The sequence below is a fragment of the Burkholderia sp. SIMBA_051 genome, from assembly GCF_046534915.1.
GTDB classification, from domain to species: Bacteria; Pseudomonadota; Gammaproteobacteria; order Burkholderiales; family Burkholderiaceae; genus Burkholderia; species Burkholderia ambifaria.
Genome location: NZ_JAWRXS010000008.1, coordinates 274,726 through 296,985 on the forward strand (window position 1 = coordinate 274,726; position 22,260 = coordinate 296,985).

Below are 22,260 nucleotides of genomic sequence, written 5' to 3' on the forward strand. Positions count from 1 at the left end.
ACTGGACAAAGGGGCTCGGCGCGTTAACATGACGGCCCGACGCCCTGCCTGTGAAATCCATCATGAAGCTGTCATTCGAAGCGCTCGAAGCGCTGGACGCGATCGACCGTACCGGCACGTTCGCCGAAGCCGCGGAACTGCTGCATCGCGTACCGTCGGCCCTGACTTACCTCGTGCACAAGCTCGAGGGCGACCTCGGCGTCGCGCTGTTCGACCGCAGCGGCCGCCGCGCGAAGCTCACCCATGCGGGTCGCGTCGTCGTCGAAGAAGGCCGGCGGCTGCTGCATGCGGCCGAGCAGCTCGAACTCAAGGCGCAGCGCGCGCAGCAAGGCTGGGAAACCGAGCTGCGCATCTGTATCGACGAGATCCTGCCGTTCGACGCGCTATGGCCTCACGTGCATGCGTTCTACGGGCTCGAAATGGACACGCGGCTGCGGCTCTCGACCGAAGTCCTCGGCGGTACGTGGGACGCGCTGGTGGCGCGCCGCGCGGATCTCGTCGTCGGCGCGACGGGCGAGCCGCCGGAGCTGCCGGGCATCGTCACGCGGCCGATCGGCACGCTCACGCACGTGTTCGCGATCGCGCCCACTCATCCGCTCGCGGCGTTGCCCGAACCGCTGTCGATGGCGTCGATCGTCGAGTATCGCGGCGCCGTGATCAGCGACACGTCCCGCGAACTGCAGCCGCGCTCGGTCGCGATCGATGCCGGGCAGCCGACGCTCGCGGTCCCTACCCTCGCGGCAAAACTGGCCGCGCAGTGCGAAGGGCTCGCCGTGGGCACGCTGCCGGACTGCATCGCGGCGCGCGCGATCGCACAGGGCAAGCTCGTCGCGCGCCAGGTGACCGGCATGCGCGACACGACGCATTGCTACATGGCGTGGCGCAGCGACGAAGCCGGCCGCGCGTTGCGCTGGTGGGTCGAGCAGCTCGATCGTCCCGATCTGGTCGACCGGTTTCTCGCGCTTGCGTGATCCTGCCGGAAATCCCGCCGCGAACGCGCTTCATTTCCTTCTCGGGTCACGACGCGTCCGGATCTGCGCATCGCACCGAACATCGTGATCGCGCCGGCCGCGTGCGTCGTTACGGTTCGTCGCCTGTCTCGCAAGCGAGCGCATCCGCTTCGGGCCACGCGTCGTGAACGCCGCGGCTCGATCCGCCGCCCTGCGCAAGCGCCGCGGTATACGCGGCCAGCAGCCGCTTGCGCGCATCGTCTTGCGAAGGCGTCGCATCCAGATCCCGCATCGCGTCGAGCGCCACGCGCGCCCGTTCGCGACACTCGTCCACGAGCGACAGGTCCAGCAGGCACGGCACCGCCACGGCCGCCAGCGCGATGCCGGTCTCCGCGTGGCCGTCCGGCGAAAATGCCCAGTCGAGCGCCGCGCGCAGATTGCCGAGTTCGCGGCGTACCAGATCGCGCCGCGCTTCGGCCGCCGGCCCATCGCCGCCGTCGGGCGCCAGCGTGAACAACGCAAGAAAGTAGTTCGCGTGCGCGAGCGCGGCGGCCGCGCTTTCGCCGTTGTTCTCGAGCTGCTGCAGCGCATACGCGCGCGTCGTGGTCAACAGCCGGTAGCGCGGCACGCCGTGCGCATTCTCGACGTTCACGAGCGACTTCGACACCAGTCCGGCGATCGTGTCGAGCAGGTCCGCATCAGCCAGCCCCGTCGTGCCGACGATGTCCCGCACCGCCTCGATCGAAAAACCGTCGCGGAACACGCCGAGCCAGCGCAACAGCACGCGCTCCGTGTCCCCCAGCAAGCGGTAGCTCCAGTCGTACATCGCCTGCAGCGTCCGGTGGCGTGGCAACGCCGTGCGAAAGCCGCCGGTCAGCAACCGGAAATGGTCGTCGAGATGATCGGCCAGCACGTCGATGCCGAGCACGGCCGCACGGGCGGCGGCCAGTTCGATCGCCAGCGGCAGGCCGTCGAGATGTCGGCACACCGACGCCATCAGCAACACGCTGCGTTCGTCGAGCGGAAAGCGCGGATCGGCGGCGCACGCGCGTGCCGCGAACAATTGCACCGCGCTTGCGCCCAGCGTGTCGGCCGCGCCGGCCCCTTCGTCGCCAACCTCGAGCGGCGGCACCGGACACTGTCGCTCGCCGTGGATGCGAAGCGCCTCGCGGCTGGTCGCCAGCACGCGCAGCCCGGTGTCGGACTCGGTCAGCACGGCGGCGATCCGCGCGGCGGCGTCCAGCAGATGCTCGCAATTGTCGAGCACGAGCAACATCCTGCGATGCGCGACGCTCGCGAGCACCGCTTCGAGCGTCAGCGGGCGGGCCGGCAGCGCGAGGTCCAGCGCGTCGGCCAGCGCGGCGGGGACGAATTGCGGACACGCGACCGTCGCCAGCGACACGAACGCCGTGCCATCCGGAAAGCGCGCCTCGGCCCGGAGCGCGGCTTCGACCGCAACGCGCGTCTTGCCGATGCCGCCCGCGCCGACCAGCGTCACGACGCGCGACGCGTCGAGCGCCGCGAGGACATCGGCGACCATCTGCTCGCGCCCGACGAGCGCGGTCGGCGCGGGCGCGAGCCGGGACGTCGCGGGGCGCACGGCCGCTGCGCCTTCGGCGGGTTCGCTGACGAGCCGATAGCCACGCCCCGGCACCGTGACGATCAGATGCCGGTCCTGGCCCAGCGCCTTGCGCAACGATGCGATATGCACCTGCAGGTTATTTTCCTCAACGAACGTGTGCGGCCACACGCGCTGCATGATCTCGTCTTTCGAGACCAGCGCGCCATTTGCCTGAATCAGGAGTTCGAGAATTTCGAATGCACGGCTGCCGATGCGCAACAATTCGCCGTTCGCGCGAATTTCACGTCTGTCGAGAAAAACGTGAAGCGTTCCAATGCGGATCATGGGAGGGTCTAATCGATGGCATTTATCGATGTCAGTCGAAATGACACCGATTTGACACCCAATGCTACGGCATTTGCTGCGTATGATGATTCAAATTATCAGAATGGAATGAGCAAATTTTTTGAATCGTTGAAATCCGGGGGCTTCGTATCTTCTGCGCATGACACGGCATGGGCCGTTCATTCCCCACCGGCGAAGCCGGGATTCACCGATGAATTGGATTTCGTACGATTAAACCGCGATTCGATTGACGCGGGAATTTGGGCGAGCCGCAGTTTCGGCCCGTATTTGAACGCGCGGTTCGAGATGAGCCGCAGCAAGGACGCCGGACGGCTGTGTGGCCGCCCGGCTATGTCACGCCAACGTCACGCGCTGACGAACGCCAGCAGTTCGTCGTTCAATCGTTGGGCATGCGTCAGATACAGCGCATGCGGGCCGCCTTCATAGACGCTCAGCGTCGCATCCGGCACGCGCGCGGCGGTAGCCGCCGCCGTCAGCGCGAGCGGCGCCGTCTGGTCGTCGTCGCCATGAATCACGCGCGTCGGTACGTCGAATTTGTCGAGATCCGCCCGGAAATCGGTTTCGGAAAACGCGCGGACGCAATCGAGCGTGCCCTTCAATCCGGCCTGCAGCGCCATGAACGACGTCCAGTCGAGCGTGGCGCGCGAGATCGTCGAATCGGCCCGGTTCGAGCCGGTGAACAACGGCCAGAATTGCTCGAAGAACGCGGCGCGGTCCGCCACGATCGCCGAGCGAATGCCGTCGAACATCGCGACGTCGACGCCGTCCGGATGATCGTCGCGCCGCGCGATGAGCGGCGTCACCGAGCCGATCAGGACGGCCTTCGCGATGTGGCGCGTGCCGTGCCGGCCGATGTATCGGGCCACCTCGCCGCCGCCCATCGAAAAGCCGACGAGCGTCACGTCGCGCAATCCGAGCGTCTCGATCAGCGTCGCGAGATCGTCCGCCAGCGTGTCGTAGTCGTAGCCTGTCCACGGTTGGCCGGACCGGCCGAAACCGCGCCGGTCGTACGCGATGCCGCGAAAACCGTTCGATGCCAGATGATGCATCTGGACGTCCCACATGTCCGCATTCAGCGGCCAGCCGTGAATGAACACGACGGGGCGCCCCGCGCCCCAGTCCTTGTAGTGAATCGAGACGCCGTCGCGTGTCGTGAACGTACTCATGAAGCTTCCTTGGCGAAGATGAGGCAGCGGCGCCAGCCGCCGCCGGTGAATGGGGCGCACCGCTCCGGTCAGGAACGGGACAGCCTGACGATGAACCGGTCCAGCTCGGACGCGAGGATCGCCTCCCAGCAATTCGCGGGACGCTTCGCGCCGCGCCACTGCGGCTTGTAGATCGCATCGCCGGGGCGAATCGGCAGGCCGGTCAGGGCGCAGCGCCCCGGCGAGCGGCACTTTGCGCTGATCCAGCGCTGCTCGTCATACCGGCAGTGGGTCGGATCGCTCCACGACACCAGCAGCGAGGAATCGGTCTGCCGCTCGACCGCGACGATCGCGCACCCGCGACGTGCGCCACCGCTGGACGCGCCGCGCGCGTCGTCGCGATGACGGCGGCGCGCCGCGTCCCGGTCGCGAAGATTCAGCGACGCGCAGCGGCTTGCGCCGGACGACGGATCGAGCAGCGTCATCACGTGCTCCCAGCGATCGAATGTGTCCATGACGGCGTATCCAGGCAAGTGGCGAGAGATTCGGACGTTTCGCATCCGCGCGCATCACGATCGTCATGCGCTCGCGCGAACCGGCAGCGACCCGCGACGGGACGGCTTGATGCTGACGATAGCGAGCGGCCGCTGAAGAGTCTTGCTTCCGATGCTTAATTGTTCTGGCGGCCTGGCTCGCGCGCCACACCGACCGGCCGGTTCATGAAAATTCAGCCGAATTTCAGTACACGCCGCAGGGCCCCGCGCTAGGCTCCGGTCGACGTTCGTTCGCTCGCGTCGGGCGCCTGCCGGCCCGCGACCGCGAACGCACGCCGGCTGCCGGCGCAGCGTGCCGCCTGCGGGCAGATCCGGACCATCGATTCCAAACGACATCATTCCACCGCACGTACAAGGAGCCTCAATGCGTCCCGCAGACCTCGACGCCGTCCCCTCGGCACGCCGCCGCGACATGCTGCTGGCCGGCGCGACCGCCGTCGCAGCCGCCGCGCTGCCGGCCGCCGCCGCCGCTGCCGCCCCCAAACACGCGTCTTCCGGCCATCAAGGAACCCATCCGATGAACACCATCACCACGCAAGACGGTACGCAGATTTATTTCAAGGACTGGGGCACCGGCCGTCCGGTCGTGTTCTCGCACGGCTGGCCGCTGTGCGCCGACGCATGGGATCCGCAGATGCTGTTCCTCGTGCAGCACGGCTACCGCGTGATCGCGCACGATCGCCGCGGTCACGGCCGCTCGAGCCAGCCGTCGCAAGGCAACGACATGGATACCTACGCGGACGATCTCGCCGCGCTGATGAATGCGCTGGACCTGCGCGAAGCGACGCTCGTCGGCCACTCCACCGGCGGCGGCGAAGTCGCCCACTACATCGGCCGTCACGGCACGAAGCGCGTGTCGAAGGCCGTGCTGATCGGCGCCGTGCCGCCGCAGATGGTGAAATCGCCGACCAATCCGGGCGGCCTGCCGATGGACGTATTCGACGGCATCCGCAAGAACGTCGCGGAGAACCGTTCGCAGTTCTACAAGGATCTCGCCGTGCCGTTCTTCGGCTTCAATCGCCCCAATGCGAAGGTGCAGCAGGGCACGATCGACGCATTCTGGGCACAGGGGATGATGGGCGGCGCCTATGGCCAGTATCTGTGCGTCAAGGAATTCTCCGAGGTCGACTACACCGAGGACCTGAAGAAGATCGACGTCCCGACGCTGATCCTGCACGGCGACGACGACCAGATCGTGCCGATCGACGATTCCGCGCGACTGTCGGTGAAGATCGTGAAGCACGCGCAGCTCAAGATCATCCCGGGCGGCACGCATGGCATGTGCGTCGTCGATGCGGCGCGCATCAATGCCGAACTGCTCGCGTTCCTGAAGGCGTAAACAACGCCGCACGGCGCGCCGCGCGTCGACCTGCGTTGCGACGCCATCCACGTGATGGCCGATCGCACGCAGGTTCGGCAGCGGAATCTGAATGCGGTCACCCACGCGGTCGACGCGATGAACGGGCTGGCCGCGTCGAGCGAACCCGAATGTTCAGAACGTTTCAGCGCGCCTTCAGGAATTGGCGAGCGCGCACACGTAGACTGGTTTCACGAGCCGACGTACGGGCGCTTGCCCGCGCGTCGGCGCCCTTCCTGGAGTGACGAATGATTTTCGGTGCATTTTGTCTCGCGCATCGAATCGGGTACGACCGGCCGATTCGCGTGGAGCACGCATGAAGCACAAACGACTCTGGCTCGGTGCGACCGGCGTCGCGATCGCGGGCCTCGCGATCGCCGTCGGCATCATGGTCCGGCCGTCGATCGCGCCGATCGAGCCGCCCGCACGCGCGTCGTTCGATCCGCAACTCGTCCGGGCCGGCGCACGCGTGGTCGCGCTCGGCGATTGCGTCGTCTGCCATACGGCGAAGGACGGCAAGCCGTTCGCCGGCGGGCTGCCGCTCGCGACGCCGTTCGGCACGATCTACGCGACCAACATCACGCCGGATGCCGATACGGGCATCGGCCGCTGGTCGCGGGACGCGTTCTCGCGTGCGCTGCGCACCGGTATCGCCCGGGACGGGCATCCGCTCTACCCCGCTTTTCCGTACATCCACTTCACGCGGATGTCCGACGACGAGATCACGGCCGCCTACGCGTACCTGATGACCCGCGAGCCGGTGCAAGCAAGCACGCCGAAGAACGACCTGATCTTCCCGCTGAACTTCCGCCCGCTCGTCGCGTTCTGGAACGTGCTGTTCCTGCACGAAGGCGCAAGCACGCCGGACCCCGCGCAATCCGCGCAGTGGAATCGCGGCAAGGCGCTCGTCGACGGCCTCGGCCACTGCGCGTCCTGCCATTCGCCGCTGAATGCGATCGGCGGCGAGAAGGCGGGCAAGGCATTCGACGGCGGCATCGTCGACGGATGGGAAGCGCCGCCGCTCAATACGCTCGGCTACGCGGCACGCCCGTGGACGCAGGCCCAACTGGTCGCGTATCTGCGCACCGGCCGCGCGAGCGAGCATGGCGCGGCCGCCGGCCCGATGCTGCCCGTCACGCGCGATCTCGCGACCGTGCCCGCGGAAGACGTCGAGGCGATCGCCGCGTACATCCTGTCGATCCAGAAGCCTGCCGGCGCGCGGCCGGCGACGACCGGCGCCGGACACAACCCGACGACGCCCGCCGGCCAACGCGGCGCGGTGCTGTTCCAGGCGTCGTGCGCGCAGTGTCACGGGCCAGCGGCGCCGATGCAATCGATCGGCGAGCGGCCGACGCTCGCGTTCAGCACGGCGGTCGCCGCCGACACGCCGCGCAACGCGATCCAGATGATGTTCAACGGTATCGGCTGGCATGGCGAGGACACGCTGAACTACATGCCTTCATACCTCGACCAGTACGACGACCGCCAAATCGCGGATCTCGCCGCGTACATCCGCGAAACGTACTCCGATCGCCCCGCATGGAGCGACGTCGAAACCCTGGCGGCGAAACTCAGAAAGGAGGACCGCACGCGATGATCACCCTCACCGTGAATGGCGCGCGGCATACGCTCGACATCGACCCGTCCACGCCGCTGCTCTATGCGCTGCGCAACGACCTGCATCTGCACGGTGCGAAGTTCGGTTGCGGCCTCGGACAATGCGGCGCGTGCACCGTGATCGTCGACGACAAGCCGATGTTCTCGTGCCTGATCCCGGTCGCCGCGATCGGCGCACGCAGCGTCAGGACCATCGAAAGCCTCGGCACCGCCGAGCGGCCGGGCAAGCTCCAGCAAGCGTTCATCGATCATCAGGCCGCGCAGTGCGGTTATTGCATCGCCGGGATGATCATGCGCGCGCAGGCGCTGCTCGAACGCAACCCGAAACCGACCGAACGCGAACTGCGCACCCACATGGAACCGAACCTGTGCCGTTGCGGCACCCACCTGCGGATCCTGGCGGCCGTGCGCCAGGTGGCGGGCCTGCCGGACCCGGAACCGGCCGGCGCGCCGGTCATGATCAGCAAAGGGCTCTGATGAACGCACCCGACGATATCGACGAAGGCCGCCGGCACTTCATGGTTTCCGGCGCGCTCTTCGTCGCGTTCAGCCTGGCACCGGCCGCACGTGCCGCCGCCGAGGTCGTGATCGCGGACGAAGGCGCGGCGGTGCATGTATCGCGCGCCACCGAAACGCTGGCTGGCAGCCTGAAGACCAACCCGCTGCTGGATGCGTGGATCAAGATCACGCCCGACGGCAAGGTCACCGTGTTTACCGGCAAGGTCGAGCTCGGCACCGGCGTGCGCACCGCGTTGCTGCAGGTCGCGGCCGAGGAGCTGAACATGAAGCCCTCGCTGATCACGTTCCTGACCGCCGACACCGGCGCGTCGCCGGACGAGGGCCTGACCGCCGGCAGCCATACGATGGCCGACAGCGGCTCCGCGCTGCTGAACGCGGCCGCCCAGGTGCGCGCGCTGCTGGTCGACGGCGCGGCGAAGCAGTTCGGCGTCGATCCGCGCACGCTCACGGTCGCCGATGCGCTGATCAAGGCGCCGGACGGCCGCACGATGCGCTATGGCGACGCGATCCGCACCGTCGACCTGCATCGCAACGCGACGCCGACCTCGCCGCTGAAGCCGCCGGCGACATTCGCCGTGATCGGCACGTCGCTGCCGCGCGTCGATATTCCGAACAAAGTCACCGGTGGCGTCAGTTACGTGCAGGACATGGAACTGCCCGGCATGCTGCATGCACGCGTCGTGATGCCGCCGGTGTACGACGCGAAACTGCTGTCGTTCGACGAAGCCGCGATCCTGAAGATGCCGGGCGTCGTCCGGATCGTGCGCAACGGCAGCATGCTTGCCGTCGTCGCGCAGGGGGAATGGCAGGCCGTCGTCGCGCAGCGCGCGCTGGCCGCCGCGTGCCGCTGGTCGCCCGGTCGGGCGCTGCCCGATCGCAATACGGTTCATGAAGACCTGAAGCGGATCTCGACGCAGCACATCGAGATCGCCAATACGCATGCGCCGGCCGCGCCAGCGGTGAAGACGCTGAGCGCCACGTTCCTGAAGAATTACCTGCTGCACGGCTCGATCGGGCCGTCCTGCTCGGTCGCGCGTGTCGAGAACGGCATGCTGACCGTGTGGACCCACTCGCAGGGCGTGTATCCGCTGCGCGACGCGCTGGCCGAGATGCTGTCGATGCCGAAGGCGAACGTCCGCTGCATCCACACCGAGGGCTCCGGCTGCTACGGGCACAACGGCGCGGACGACGCGGCCGCGCATGCGGCGCTGATCGCCGCCGCGATGCCGGGCAAGCCGATTCGCGTCCAGTGGATGCGCGAACAGGAACATACGTGGGATCACTTCACGCCGGCGATGGTCACCGAGCTCAGCGCGTCGCTCGACGCAAGCGGGCGCATCGTCGACTGGAAGTACGCGCTGTGGAGCAGCTCGCACAACGAACGCATCGTCAATGCCGGCCGGCTGCTGCCCGCGCGGATGCTCGAGCCGCCGTTCGTCCCCGCGCCGTCGACGCCGATGCTGCAGCCCGAGGGCGGCGGCGATCGCAACGCGATCCCGCTGTACGCGCTGCCGAACATGCACATCGTGAACAACTTCTCGCCGACGATGCCGCTGCAGACGTCCGCGATGCGCTCGCTCGGCGCGCACACGAACATCTGGTCGATCGAAAGCTTCATGGACGAGCTGGCGCACGCCGCCGGCGTCGATCCCGTCGAATTCCGGCTGCGTCACATGCAGGATCACCGCGCGCAGCAGGTGATCAAGCTCGCCGCGACCAAGTTCGGCTGGCCGCGTCCGCCGCGCGCGCGCAACCGCGGTGTCGGCTTCGCGTTCGGCAAATACAAGAACCTGATGGCTTACGTCGCGATGGCGATCGAGATTTCGGTGGCGCCGGAAACGGGCCAGGTCACGCTCGAGCACGCGGAAGTCGCCGTCGACGCCGGGCAGGTCGTGTCGCCGGACGGCATCCGCAACCAGATCGAAGGCGGCATCGTGCAGGCCGCGAGCTGGACGCTGTACGAGGCGTTGAAATACGATACGCAGCGCATCCGCAGCTTCGACTGGAGCAGCTATCCGATCCTGCGCTTCTCGGCGGCGCCGCAAAGCGTGAAGGTCCATCTGATCAATCGCCCTGGCGCACCGTTTCTCGGCGCGGCCGAGGCGTCGATGGGGCCGACCGCCGGCGCGCTGGCCAACGCGATTTTCGACGCGACCGGCCAGCGCTTGCGCGAAATGCCGTTTGCCGGCGACGGGCTGAGGAAACGCATCGACGCATAGCGTCACGACACAACCGATCGCGCCGGCACGAACCGGCGCCGACAACCGACAGGCTGGAGATTGAACGATGGATACCTTGCTTTCGATGCGCGTGTTTACGCGCATCGTCGAAACGGGCAGTTTCACGCGCGCGTCGGACACGACCGGGCTGACGACACCGCGCGTGTCCGCGCTGCTGAGCACGCTCGAACAGCACCTCGGTTGCCGGCTCTTGAACCGCACGACGCGCCGCATCTCGCTGACCGAGGACGGGCAGGCGTACTACGAGCGCTGCGTCGGGGTGCTGCGCGAAATCGACGACATGGAAGCCGCGGTATCGCAGGCGCGCAACGTGCCGCGCGGCCGCCTCAAAGTGAACCTGCCGCCCGCGATGGCCAAGCAGATCATGGTGCCCGCGCTGCCCGAGTTTCTCGCCGCCCATCCGAACATCTCGATCGAACTCGGCGTGACCGATCGCCAGATCGACCTTGTCGGCGAAGGCGTCGATTGCGTGGTGCGCATCGGCGCGCTCGACGACTCGGGGATGATCGCCAAACGGATCGGCAGCCTGACCACCTGCACGTGCGCGGCCCCCGCGTATCTCGACCGATGCGGCGCGCCCGAAACGGTCGACGAACTCGCGCAGCACGTCGCGATCAGCCACATCTCGGCCGATACCGGCCGCCCGCGGCCGTGGGACTACGTCGTCGACGGCGAAACGCGGATCGTGCAGATGTGCGGCACGGTCGCGGTGAACGACGCCGATACCTACATCGAATGCGGCGTCGCGGGCATCGGCCTGATCAAGACCTCGCTGTACCTGGTCGAACCGTATCTGAAATCGGGACGGCTGCGCGAGGTGCTGACCGATTTCAACGCGCCGCCGCGGCCGATCTCGATCCTGTATCCGCCGAATCGGCATACGCCCGTCAAGCTCAAGATCTTCGTCGACTGGCTCACGAGCCTGTTCGCGCAGATTCCGACGCTGCAGGGCCAGCGCGGCTGAACGCCGCCACCGTCGGCCCTGCCCGGACCCCGCGTCCCGACCGTTTTCACGCCCCTGACACCGCGAGCGCTGCGCGCCTTTGCGCGGCACGCAATGCTCGATTGCGCGACGGACGTATTCCGTTGTCATCGCTCGATCAATAGTCTTGACGGCAATGCGGCGTGCATCGCTCGCCGCTTGCGAAATTGCACTGCGCCGCCCGGCAAACGGGCGTCCGACATCTCGTTCAAGGAGTCGACCATGTCAATGGAATCCCCCGCCCTCGCGGCCCCCGGGCAGGCGCCCAGGCTCACGCAGGGCCTCATCCTGCTGTTCGCGTTCAGTTGCGGCGCGATCGTCGCGAACCTGTACTACGCACAACCGATCACCGAGCTCATCGCGCCGGGGCTGCACATGTCCGGCGGGATGGCGAGCCTCATCGTGTCGCTGACGCAGATCGGCTACGCGCTCGGCCTGTTCTTCATCGTGCCGCTCGGCGACCTGCTCGAGAACCGCAAGCTGATGATCGTCACGGCCGTGATCTCGATCGCGAGCCTCGCCGCGGCCGCGGTCACGCGGACGCCCGGCCTGTTCCTCGCGATTTCGCTGCTGATCGGCTTCAGCTCGGTCGCCGTCCAGATCCTCGTCCCGCTCGCCGCGCACCTCGCGCCGGATCATTCGCGCGGCCGGGTGGTCGGCACGATCATGAGCGGGCTGCTGCTCGGCATCCTGCTCGCGCGCCCGCTGTCGAGCGTGGTGGCCGACGCGTTCGGCTGGCGCTTCGTGTTCGCCGCCGCCGCGGGGGTGATGACGCTCGTGACGGTCGTGCTCGCGCTGACGATTCCGTCGCGCCAGCCCGATCATCGCGCGACCTATTTCGACCTGATCGGCTCGCTGCTGCATCTGGTGCGCACGATGCCGGTGCTGCGCCATCGCGCGTTCTACCAGGGCCTGATGTTCGCGTCGTTCAGCCTGTTCTGGACTGCCGTGCCGGTCGAGCTGACGCGGCACTACGGGTTGTCGCAATCCGCCATCGGCCTGTTCGCGCTCGTCGGCGCGATCGGCGCGACGTCGGCGCCGGTCGCCGGCCGCCTCGCGGATGCCGGCCATACCGTGCGGGCGACGCTGATCGCGCTGGTCGCCGGCGCACTGTCGTATGCGGTCGCGCTGCTTCACGGCGTCGGCCTGTACGGCCTCGTCGTCACGGGCATCGTGCTCGATTTCGCGGTGCAGATGAACATGGTGCTCGGCCAGCGCGAGATCTATGCGCTGGATGCGACGAGCCGCAACCGTCTGAACGCGCTGTACATGACCAGCATCTTCGTCGGCGGCGCCATCGGCTCCGCGCTCGCGAGCCCGCTGTACGAGCACGGCGGCTGGCCGCTCGTCGCCGCGGTCGCCGGCGCCTTCCCGATCGTCGCGCTCGCGCACTACCTCGCGATCGGCCGGCCGTACGCGCAACGCCACGCACGCACCTGAACCGGCGCCGGCCGCGGGTCGCGCGCACGCATGCCGACCGGCACGTGCGCGCCGGAACGCCGCCGGCATGTCACTCCGACTTTCCACCGGGGCCGCTGTTTCGCCGTCCCACCGCTTGCGGCGGTGCGATGTGCGACGCCCCTGCTCAACGCACAAGGAGTCCACCATGTCTTCCCTGCTCAGCACCTACGATCTGCGCGGCCTGCCGCTGCCCAACCGAGTCGTGATGGGGCCGATGACGCGCTCGCGCGCACCCTCGCGCGGCCAGCCGACCGCGCTCATGGCCGAGTATTACGCGCAGCGCGCGTCCGCCGGCCTGATCGTCACCGAGGCGACCAACGTCAGCCATACGTCCGCCGCGTTCGAACTGACGCCCGGGCTCGTCACCGACGAGCAGGCGGCCGGCTGGAAGCAGGTCACAGACGCAGTCCATGCGAACGGCGGCCGCATCTTCGCGCAGTTGTGGCACGGCGGTCGCGTCAGCTCGCTGACGCTGCTCGGCGGCGACGCGCCGCTGTCGCCGTCCGGCGTCAACGACGATCTCGAGCAATTGCAGGTGTGGGCCCGGTTGCAGAACGGCTATTACACGAAGATTCATGCGACGCCGTCGCGCGCGATGACGACGGACGAAGTCGCCGCAACGGTCGATGACTTCGGCCGCGCGGCCGCCCGCGCGATGGCGGCCGGCTTCGACGGCGTCGAGATCCACGCGGCCAACGGCTACCTGCCGCACCAGTTCCTGTCGTCGACGCTGAACCGCCGCGACGACCGCTACGGCGGCTCGGTCGCGAACCGCGCGCGCTTTCTCGAGGAGATCGTCGACGCGATCGGCGGCGTGATGCCGCTCAGCCGCGTCGGCGTGCGCATCTCGCCGTACGCGCAATACAACAACGTGCGGGACGCGGATCCGGATGCGACGTACGCATACGTCGGCCGCATGCTCGACGAAGCGGGCGTCGCCTACCTGCACGCGGCCGATACCAACGGCTGGAGCGGCGAGCCCGACCTGCCGCGCATCATCGAGCACACGCGCAAGACCTTCGGCGGCACGCTGATCGTCAACGGCGGCATCACGCCGGACGCCGCGAATGCGCTGATCGATGCGGGCGACGCCGATCTCATCGCGTTCGCGCGTGCGTACATCGCGAACCCGGATCTCGTCGAACGCATCGCCACGCATGCGCCGCTCGCCGTGCCGAAGTCGATCGGCTGGTACGGCGGCGAGCGTGCGGGATACGTCGACTATGCGCGGCACGATGCGGCGGCGCCGACCGCCTGAGCCGCGTCACACGGCAGCGCCATGACCGGCGGGCCACGCGGCCCGTCGCTTTGAAAAGGTTCCGTCAGGCATCCTTCCAATGCGCACCCAGCACGCGCCCGCAGAAATTCGGCCGGTGAAAATCCGGATCGGCCCGCTCGAGCACGTCGGCGCTCCAGGTGCCGAACGTCGATGCCGGCCGGTGCGCGACCCCGTGGGCGACCGCGTCGAGGAACGCGTCGCCGAACCCGTCGCCGCGCGGATAAGCGGCGAGCAGCGCGCGGCGCTCGTCGGCCGAATACGCGTCGGCGTCGGTGGCCATCAGGTCCGTCGATACCGCGCTCGACAGCGCGCGCGCCAGCGGCGACACGCGGGCGGCCACGCCGGGCGTCGTATGCAGCGCGATCGCGCGCCATACGTCGTCGCATATCGGCTGGGGCGTGCGGTGCCGCGACAGGAATGCGTGCGCGGCATCGGCGCTGTCGAGCTCGTAGCGCGCGCTCGAGCGGCAATACGCGGCACTCAGGCCCATGTTCGCGTACAGGGCGGCCACGTACAGCGCGTCGGCATCGCACGTGTCGCCGGCGCGGCGCGCGGCGAGCGACGCGAGGACGAATACCCGGCAAGCGTGGTCGGTGATCACGCGCGGCAGCGACGCGCGCGCGGCCTCGGCGGCCTCGATCGCGATCGGCGTGCGCGGAATGCGAACGCCGGCGACTTCGTCATTCGCCGATGCGCACGTGTGCGCAGAATTCATGTCGTCTCCTTCTGCCCCGTGCCGGGGTCGAAAAATTGCTTGTTCTTCGCGGCGCGCGCGCCGGCTCCCGTCGCCTAAAACGCGGCGCCGAGGCAACCGAACGCGCTGCACGGCTCGGCGAGTTCCGTTGCGGCCGCATCCATGCGCTGCGCGAAACGACGTCCGTAGTCACGCGCGAACCCGGCATCGCGGCCGCCGTCGGCCGCGGCTCGCGGCTGCGCGGACGCGACCGGGCGCCACCGGCCCATGCCGCCGAACTCGGCCACGGGCGACCACGCGGGGCTCACCGGCAGCGGCGGCGGCGCCAGCGGCGCGAATTCGTCGTCCGCGTGCACGACCTTGCCGTCGACGATCGTCAGGACCGACGACAGGTGCTTGATGCGCGACTCGTCGATCGTGAAGTAGTCGTCGGTCAGCACCGCGAAATCGGCGTACCGGCCGGGCAACAGCGCGCCCTTGCGATCGTCTTCGTTCGAGAACCACGCGCTGCCGACCGTATAGCGGCGCAGCGCCTCCATCCGGCTGAGCCGGTTGCGCTCCGGATAGAGCACCGTGCCGCCGACCGTGCGCCCGGACACCATCCAGTACAGCGACACGAACGGGTTGTAGCTCGCGATGCGCGTCGCATCGGAGCCGGCGCCGACCGGCAGCCCGGCCGCCAGCATCGCGCGGATCGGCGGCGTGCGCGTGGCGGCTTGCGCGCCGTAGCGCGCAATGAAGTACTCGCCCTGAAACGCCATCCGGTGCTGCACCGTCACGCCACCGCCGAGCGCCGCGATGCGCGCGATGTTCGCATCCGAAATCGTCTCGCAATGATCGAAGAACCAGCGCAGGCCGTCGAACGGGACGTCACGATTCACGGCTTCGAGCACGTTCAGGAAGCGGCCGATCGATTCGTCGTACGTCGCGTGCAGCCTGAACGGCCAGCGCTGGCTGACCAGCAGCCGGACGACCGCGGTCAGTTCCGCCTCGAGCTCGTCGGGCAGGTCCGGGCGCGGTTCGAGGAAATTGCCGAAATCGGCCGCGGAATACACCAGCAGTTCGCCGACGCCATTCAGCCGCAGGAACGCGTCGCCGTCGCCGGGCTTGGCCAGCGTCATCCAGCGCGCGCAGTCGTCGATTTCGCGTCCCGCATGCTGGACGAACAGGCTGTACGCGATGCGCACCGTCATTTCGCCGCGCTTCGCGAGCGCCATGAGCGCGGCGTAATCGTCCGGATAGGCCTGAAAATCGCCGCCGGCGTCGATCGCGCTGGTCACGCCGAGGCGGTTCAGCTCGCGCATGAAGTGCCGCATCGAATTCATCTGGTCGTCGAAGCCGAGCCTGGGGCCCTTCTCCAGCGCCGCATGCAGCACGGCCACGTCCGGACGCGCGAGCAGCATCCCGGTCGGTCGGCCGGCGCGGTCGCGCTGGATCTCGCCGCCGGGCGGATCGCACGTGTCGCGGCCATAGCCGATCGCGCGCAGCGCGGCCGCGTTCAGGAGCGCGCTGTCGCCCAGGTGCATCACGAACACCGGCGTGTCGGGCGCGATCGCGTTGAGCTCGGCCACCGTCGGCCCGCGCTTTTCGGCGAACTGGAATTCGGTCCAGCCGCCGACCACGCGCACCCACTGCGGCGCGGGCGTGCGCAGCACCTGGCGACGCAGCATGCGCAGCGCCTCGGCCAGCGTCGACACGCCGTCCCAGCGCAGTTCCAGGTTGAAATTCAGGCCGCCGCGGATCACGTGCAGGTGCGAGTCGTTCAGCCCCGGGATCACGGTGCGGCCGTTCAGGTCGATATGAAGCGTGTCGCCGCGCGCATGGCGCATGACCTCGGCTGCGCTGCCGGCCGCGAGAATCCGGCCGTCCTTCACCGCGAGCGCGGTCACGAACGACTGCCTGTCGTCCTGCGTCGCGATCTTGCCGTTGAATACGATGAGATCCGCCGATTCCGCGGATTGCGTCGCCTTAAGCACCGTCAGCCTCCCCGCTTGCGCCGCAGGCCGGCAACCGGCCGCACGCGGCATGCCGGCGGTTTGACGTTACAAGCACCATCCACCCTCCGTTGAATATTGATCGACCGGACGGCCGGGCGCGTTGCGCGGGTGCGTCCTGAGCGTGCCACGCGCGCCATCACGCGGCCGATTGCATCGCATCGAGGGTCTCGTGGCGGAGGTGCGCATGACCGGTCGGCCGCGCCGTCTCCGAGCGGATGAAGCTCTGCACCCGCGCCAGGCGCCGCACGTCGACCGCGCGCGATTGCGGGTCGAAATGCCCCGACAGGTTCGCCACCAGCGACGATGCCTGCCCGATACGCCCGCGCTCGATCAGATGATCGGCGAGATCGAGCGTGCCGCGCAGCGCCCACATGGCCGCGCCCTGCCCGTCCGCCGCATGGATCGCCATCAGCAGATGCCGGTGCCCGTCCGCTTCGCAGGCGATCGCGCGCTCCGCGTCGGCGGTGCGGGCCTGTTCGAGCATCGCCAGACCTCGGGCACGCAGCAGCTCGGGCACGAACAGATGCTCGCCTTGCGCGCGGCAGCACGCGAGCGTCGCGTCGAGCTTCACGCGGGCCTCGGCCGCGCGGCCCGTGCGCGTGAGCCCTTCCGCATACGCGACCACCAGCGGCGCGAGCAGGCGCCGGAAGCCGCTCGCCTCGATGCGTCGCAGCGCGGGTTCGAGCCGCGCCAGCCCGGCGCCGGGATGGCCGGCCTGCATGTCGAACTGTCCCGCGAGACATTCCGCATGGTCGAGCCAGATATCGAAGCCGTTCGCCTCGGCGGCCGAGCGCAGCGTCGCGAGATAGTCGGAGATGATGTCGTGATCGCCATGGCGCAACGCGATCGGCACGGCCGCCGCGCCGAGCACGACGCACAACGCCAGCGCCGACCCGCTGCGGCGCGCGGATTCGACCGCCTGCGCGGCGAGCCGCATCGCATGGTCCACGTCGCCCTGCATCCAGACGAGCCGCGCCAGCACCGTGCGGCCGAGCGTCGCGACGTCGATGCCGAGCGCCGCTGCCGCGCAAGGCGGTTCGCCAGCCACGGCCAGCTCGGCCGTGGCCGCCTCCAGCCGCTCGCGCGCCTGCGCATGCTCGCCGAAGTAATGCAGCGACGTCGCGACCATCGCGTTCGCCAGCAGCCGTTGCGGCCGGTCGCCGCGCCGCTCGGCGGCCCGCTCGAAGCGCATCGCATAGCGCAGCGATTCGTGAATGTCGCCGTGCGACAGCGTCGCGTTCCAGAGCCCGACCATCGCGCTGGCGTCGAATGCGTCGTCGCCGACCCGCCCGGCGAGGCCGAGCGTGCGCTCCCACATCGCGGCGGCCGTCTGCGTATCGCCGTCCGTATATAGCAGCGCCGACGCATAGGCCGCGCGCAGCCGCATCTCGCTCGACGCGTCGACGGCCCCGAGCGCGCCGGCCTCGATCGCGTCGAGCGCGCGCCTCGCCGGGATCGAACAGTCGCGCATGCGCGCCGGCTCCCGCAATGCGAGCGCCAGCGCGTCGGCTTCCGCCACCGGCGGCTCGACCGCCGCGGGTTCGCGCTCGGCTTGCACGGGAGCCGGCAGCCGGGCCTCCGCCTGCGCGTGTTCATGGCGCGCATGACGCTCGGCGATGCGTTCGAACTCGCCCTCGTTATGCAGCTTCTCGAGCGCATACGCGCGCGTCGATTCGGTCAATCGGTAGCGTGCCTGCGCGCCGTTGAATTCGACGGTCACCAGCGACTTCGCGATCAGCTCGCCGAGCACGGCGATCATGTCGGCGGGCGACATGCCGGGATCCATTGCGACTTCGCGCGCCGCATCGAACGTGAACGGGCCGACGAAGCACGCCATCCGGCGAAACAGCGCACGCGCGGCCGCATCCAGCAGCACGTAGCTCCAGTCGAACGTCGCGCGCAGCGTCTGATGGCGCGGCAACGCGGAGCGCAGGCCGCCGGTGAGCAGGTTCAGCCGGTCGTCGAGACGCGACGCGACGACCTCCAGCCCGAGCGTCGCGACGCGCGCGGCAGCGAGTTCGATCGCGAGCGGAAGCCCGTCGAGCCGCCGGCAGATATCGCCGATCAGCCGGACACCGGCCGCGTCGATCACGCACTCGGGCGTGGCCGCGCGAACCCGCGCCAGAAACAACTCGACCGCCGAATGGCGCGCGATTTCGTCGACCGTTGCGGCGCCGTCGGGCACCGCCAGCGGACTCACGCGGAACACGGTTTCGACCGAGATATGAAGCGGTTCGCGACTCGTCACGAGCACCCGCAGCGGCGCGGCGCGCGCCGTCAGCGACTCGACGAGGTCGGCCACCAGATCGACGACGTGCTCCGCGTTGTCGAGCACGAGCAGGCTGCGCGACACGGCGAATGCGTCGCCGAGCCGGTCGACGGCCGGCACGCCATGCGTACCGAGCCCCAGTTCCGCGGCAATCGCGAGCAGCACGTCGTCGCGCGTCGTGGCTCGCGCCAGTTCGACGAACAGCGCGCGCTCGCCGACCCGGCCGCGCCACGTGTGCGCGACGCGGTCGGCCAGACTCGTCTTGCCGATGCCGCCCGCGCCGACGAGCGTGACGACCGGCGCACGGTCGATCATGTCGACGATCTGCTCGAGTTCGGCCCGGCGGCCGACGAGCGGGGCCTGATGGACGGCTTCGGCGCCTGGCGCCGCGGCAGCCGGGTGCGGCGCCACCGCGTGCAGGAGCGGCGGATTCGCGACCAGCAGGTAGCCGCGGCCCGGGACGGTCTTGATCAGGTCGCGGCTCGCGCCGAGCGCCTTGCGCAACGCCGCGACATGCACCTGCAGCCGGTTTTCCTCGACGATCAGGCCGGGCCAGACGGCATCCATGATGTCGTCCTTCGACACGACGGAACCGTTGGCGCGATGCAGTACTTCAAGTATGTCGAGCGCGCGCGCGCCAATACGCAGCGCCGCGCCGTGACGCCGAATGTCCCGCTGCTCGAAATCCACCGATAAAGCCCCGATCTGGATCATGGCCGCCTCCAGGTTCCCCACGATGACCGCCATGTGAACGGAGCAGGTCACGGGGGCGGGAGTCCGCACCCGGCCTGCCGTTCAGGGCGGGTTCAAAGTCTCGAAAATGTCGGGCCGAGTGTATACGCGGATTTCGTAAAAATCTTGAAGGAAAATGCGCTGATGCGCCGCGCCGGCGGCCGCCGCCCGGCGGGAATGCGGATCCGGCGATATCATTCGCCCCAGCGTGTTCGCGTGCTGGTCGCGCCCCGGCACCGCCCGAAACCGTCCGCGACAAGCATTTCGTCAAGCAGCGGACATTTGTTCAAGTTATCTTCGGCCTATCGGGCCCGCTGTATGTACCGGACGCCACGATGCTCGCCCGCCGTCCGACTCCGAAGGAATTTTCGCCATGGCAGATCCCCTCACCGCGCCCCCCGCGGCACCCCCGAAAGACACGCTCGGCTGCATCGCGAACCTGCTGTCCAAGGATATTGAAAGGTCCGCGGGCGGCCTGACGCTCCATCGCAAATGCATGCGCGACGAACAATTCGAGCGCATCGAGATGGCGGCCAGCGATCGCGGCTTCCTGATCGGCGTATCGCTGAACGCCGGCCACCGGCGCACGATCTACCGCGGGTCCGGCAAATCCGAGCGGCGGTTTCAGCACAACTCCATCTACATTCGCGACTTTTCGCGGAATTTCCGCGCCGACCTCTACGGCAAGTTCGACTTCGTCCTCGTCGAGCTGTCGCATCGCTATCTCGGCGACCTCGGCCGCGAGCACGACGGCCTGGAAATCGGCGGCCTGAGTTGCGCGCCCGACGTGCAGGACGCGGTGCTGGGCCACCTCGCGCAAGCGGTCGCCAACAGCCTCGACGGGTCCGGCGCGCTGAACGCGTTGTTCGTCGAGCAGATGGGGCTCGCGATCGGCACGCATCTGGCCTGCCGTTACGGCAATGCGCGGGCGCGCGATCTGGAGCGCAAGGGCACGCTGTCGCCGGTCAAGGTCGCGCTCGCCAAGGAGCTGCTGATGGAGAAGGCGGACCTCGGCGTGTCGATCGAGGAAGTCGCCAACGAATGCGATCTGTCGCGCGGCTATTTCATCCGCGCGTTCTCGCGGGCGACCGGACGCACACCGCATCAATGGCTGCTCGAACAGCGCGTGGTCCGCGCCCGGCACCTGATCGAGACGACCGACATGACGCTCGCGGAAATCGCGGCCGCCTGCGGCTTCGCGGACCAGAGCCATCTGAACCGCCTGTTCGCCCGCATCGTCGGCCATCCGCCCGGCGCATGGCGGCGCGGCATGGCGCGCTGAGCTGCCCCGTTCACGCCGGGCACGGGCTTGCGCCGGCCACCGGCCACGCCCGGCGCGACGAACGATTTTTTCCAACGGCGAAATCTGCGTGATTGGCGTGAACAGGCGCTATTTCAGCGGCGTCTCGTCGTAGTTCACCGGCACCCAGTCGTACCGCTCGCCGTCTTTCCGCAAATGCCCGAGCCCGGGAAACGCGATGTGCGCGGCACCGACCAGATAACGCTTGCCCGCCACGCGCGCGAGCGTGTCGCGCCGCGTGCGGCGAGCCGCATCGGCATCGGTGTCGTACTGGACAGTGGCGCCGGTGTCCTGCAACTGGATCGCCGCGACGTGCACGATGTCGCCCCACGCGAGCAACCCGGCGTTGCCGCTCTCGATCAGATAGGCCGTGTGGCCCGGCGTGTGGCCTGGCATCGGCACCGCGCGAATGCCGGGCGCGAGCGTCGCTTCGCCGCGAAACGTGCTGAAGCGCCCGGCCGCGACGTAAGGCGCGACGGATGCGGCCGCCGCATCGAAAAACGACGCGAGGAACGCCGGCGCCTGGGCCTTGCCGTCCGGATCGAGCCAGTATTTCGCGTCGATCTCGTTCACGCGGACGGTCGCATTCGGAAAGGTCATCCTGCCGTTCGAAACCAGACCGCCGACATGATCCTTGTGCAGATGCGTGAGCAGCACTTCGTCGATCTGCCCGGGCTCGTAGCCGGCCGCGCGCAGGTTGGCGAGCAGCTTGCCGCAGCAGTCGCCATAGAGCACGCCGGCGCCGGTGTCGACGAGGATCCGCTTCGACCCGGTGTCGATCAGGAACGCGTTGATCGACCCTTGAACCGGCGGCTCGAGAAATTCGCGATCGAGATCGCGCCGGATGGCCTCCTTCGACACATCGCGAAACACCGTGTCGATCGGAAACGGATGCGTCCCATCCGACAACGCGACGATCTGCAGGCTGCCGAGCTGCTGCCGATAGAATCCGGGCGGCTGGCGCCCGCCGCCCAGCTCGTCCGCGAACGCGGCCGACGCGACGATGCCGAGACACCCCACGACGAGCAGCATGCGGCCCGCGCGCGCCGCGCGTGTACACCAGTTCAGGTTCTTCTTCATGTGCGATCCAAGGTTTGCATACGGACGTGATGCCGTGACACCGAGCTTAACGGTCAGGACCGGGAATAATCCTGCGCGCCGCATGAATCGTTCTGAACGCGGGATGCGGCGCGATCCACGGCCGCCGGCCGGCGATAGAATGCGGACGGCATGCAAC

At 68.5% G+C, this 22,260-nt stretch carries 16 protein-coding genes; 9 read left to right on the top strand and 7 right to left on the bottom strand.

The genetic code is table 11. From position 1 onward, the window contains the following. Positions 1-62: 62 nt before the first annotated feature. Positions 63-971: a LysR family transcriptional regulator gene (locus SB771_RS21535; protein ID WP_175662464.1), complete on the top strand. Its 909-nt coding sequence runs from the start codon at positions 63-65 to the stop codon at positions 969-971. 109 nt (positions 972-1,080) lie between these two features. On the opposite strand, the gene SB771_RS21540 is transcribed toward SB771_RS21535, so the two are convergent. The 3 genes from SB771_RS21540 to SB771_RS21550 all read right to left on the bottom strand — a co-directional run bounded on the left by SB771_RS21540 (position 1,081) and on the right by SB771_RS21550 (position 4,537). Beyond that, a complete protein-coding gene (locus SB771_RS21540; RefSeq protein ID WP_175662463.1) occupies positions 1,081-2,856 on the bottom strand; it encodes a winged helix-turn-helix domain-containing protein in 1,776 nt (591 codons plus the stop codon). A gap of 365 nt (positions 2,857-3,221) precedes the next feature. Beyond that, entirely contained in the window at positions 3,222-4,043 is an 822-nt protein-coding gene (locus SB771_RS21545; RefSeq protein WP_011660708.1) for an alpha/beta fold hydrolase, read from the bottom strand. Between the two features lie 68 nt (positions 4,044-4,111). After that, complete coding sequence (locus SB771_RS21550; RefSeq protein WP_012371986.1) at positions 4,112-4,537, bottom strand: DUF3331 domain-containing protein; 426 nt, start codon at positions 4,535-4,537, stop codon at positions 4,112-4,114. Positions 4,538-5,093: 556 nt separating this feature from the next. On the opposite strand from SB771_RS21550, the gene SB771_RS21555 reads away from it, so the two are divergent. The 7 genes from SB771_RS21555 (at position 5,094) to SB771_RS21585 (ending at position 14,010) form a co-directional block, all read left to right on the top strand. Beyond that, complete coding sequence (locus SB771_RS21555) at positions 5,094-5,915, top strand: alpha/beta fold hydrolase (RefSeq protein ID WP_175662462.1); 822 nt, start codon at positions 5,094-5,096, stop codon at positions 5,913-5,915. A 334-nt stretch (positions 5,916-6,249) separates the two neighbouring features. Further along, on the top strand, positions 6,250-7,530 hold the full coding sequence (locus tag SB771_RS21560) for a cytochrome c (protein ID WP_175662461.1): 1,281 nt from the start codon (positions 6,250-6,252) through the stop codon (positions 7,528-7,530). Continuing rightward, positions 7,527-8,027 carry a (2Fe-2S)-binding protein gene (locus SB771_RS21565; RefSeq protein ID WP_006760329.1) on the top strand — a complete coding sequence of 167 codons (501 nt, stop codon included), beginning with the start codon at positions 7,527-7,529 and terminating at the stop codon, positions 8,025-8,027. The genes SB771_RS21560 and SB771_RS21565 overlap by 4 nt, the downstream gene beginning before the upstream one ends. Then, positions 8,027-10,288: a xanthine dehydrogenase family protein molybdopterin-binding subunit gene (locus SB771_RS21570; protein ID WP_175662460.1), complete on the top strand. Its 2,262-nt coding sequence runs from the start codon at positions 8,027-8,029 to the stop codon at positions 10,286-10,288. Before SB771_RS21565 ends, SB771_RS21570 begins: the two co-directional genes overlap by 1 nt. A gap of 67 nt (positions 10,289-10,355) precedes the next feature. Next, positions 10,356-11,273, top strand: a complete 918-nt coding sequence (locus SB771_RS21575) for a LysR family transcriptional regulator (RefSeq protein WP_175662459.1) — start codon at positions 10,356-10,358, stop codon at positions 11,271-11,273. Positions 11,274-11,513: 240 nt separating this feature from the next. After that, the gene (locus tag SB771_RS21580; protein WP_175662458.1) at positions 11,514-12,731 is read left to right on the top strand and encodes an MFS transporter; all 1,218 of its coding nucleotides are present in this window, start codon (positions 11,514-11,516) and stop codon (positions 12,729-12,731) included. 166 nt (positions 12,732-12,897) lie between these two features. Continuing rightward, a complete protein-coding gene (locus SB771_RS21585; RefSeq protein ID WP_175662457.1) occupies positions 12,898-14,010 on the top strand; it encodes an alkene reductase in 1,113 nt (370 codons plus the stop codon). 64 nt (positions 14,011-14,074) lie between these two features. Here SB771_RS21585 and SB771_RS21590 read toward each other — a convergent pair whose 3' ends face one another. The 3 genes from SB771_RS21590 to SB771_RS21600 form a co-directional block, all read right to left on the bottom strand. Then, on the bottom strand, positions 14,075-14,746 hold the full coding sequence (locus tag SB771_RS21590) for a phosphohydrolase (protein ID WP_175662456.1): 672 nt from the start codon (positions 14,744-14,746) through the stop codon (positions 14,075-14,077). Between the two features lie 74 nt (positions 14,747-14,820). After that, positions 14,821-16,701: an amidohydrolase gene (locus tag SB771_RS21595; protein ID WP_175662455.1), complete on the bottom strand. Its 1,881-nt coding sequence runs from the start codon at positions 16,699-16,701 to the stop codon at positions 14,821-14,823. Positions 16,702-16,858: 157 nt separating this feature from the next. Further along, a complete protein-coding gene (locus tag SB771_RS21600; protein ID WP_175662454.1) occupies positions 16,859-19,705 on the bottom strand; it encodes an ATP-binding protein in 2,847 nt (948 codons plus the stop codon). 391 nt (positions 19,706-20,096) lie between these two features. On the opposite strand from SB771_RS21600, the gene SB771_RS21605 reads away from it, so the two are divergent. After that, a complete protein-coding gene (locus SB771_RS21605) occupies positions 20,097-21,005 on the top strand; it encodes a helix-turn-helix domain-containing protein (RefSeq protein WP_175662476.1) in 909 nt (302 codons plus the stop codon). A 108-nt stretch (positions 21,006-21,113) separates the two neighbouring features. Here SB771_RS21605 and SB771_RS21610 read toward each other — a convergent pair whose 3' ends face one another. Beyond that, positions 21,114-22,055, bottom strand: a complete 942-nt coding sequence (locus tag SB771_RS21610; RefSeq protein ID WP_175662475.1) for an MBL fold metallo-hydrolase — start codon at positions 22,053-22,055, stop codon at positions 21,114-21,116. Positions 22,056-22,260: the final 205 nt, after the last annotated feature.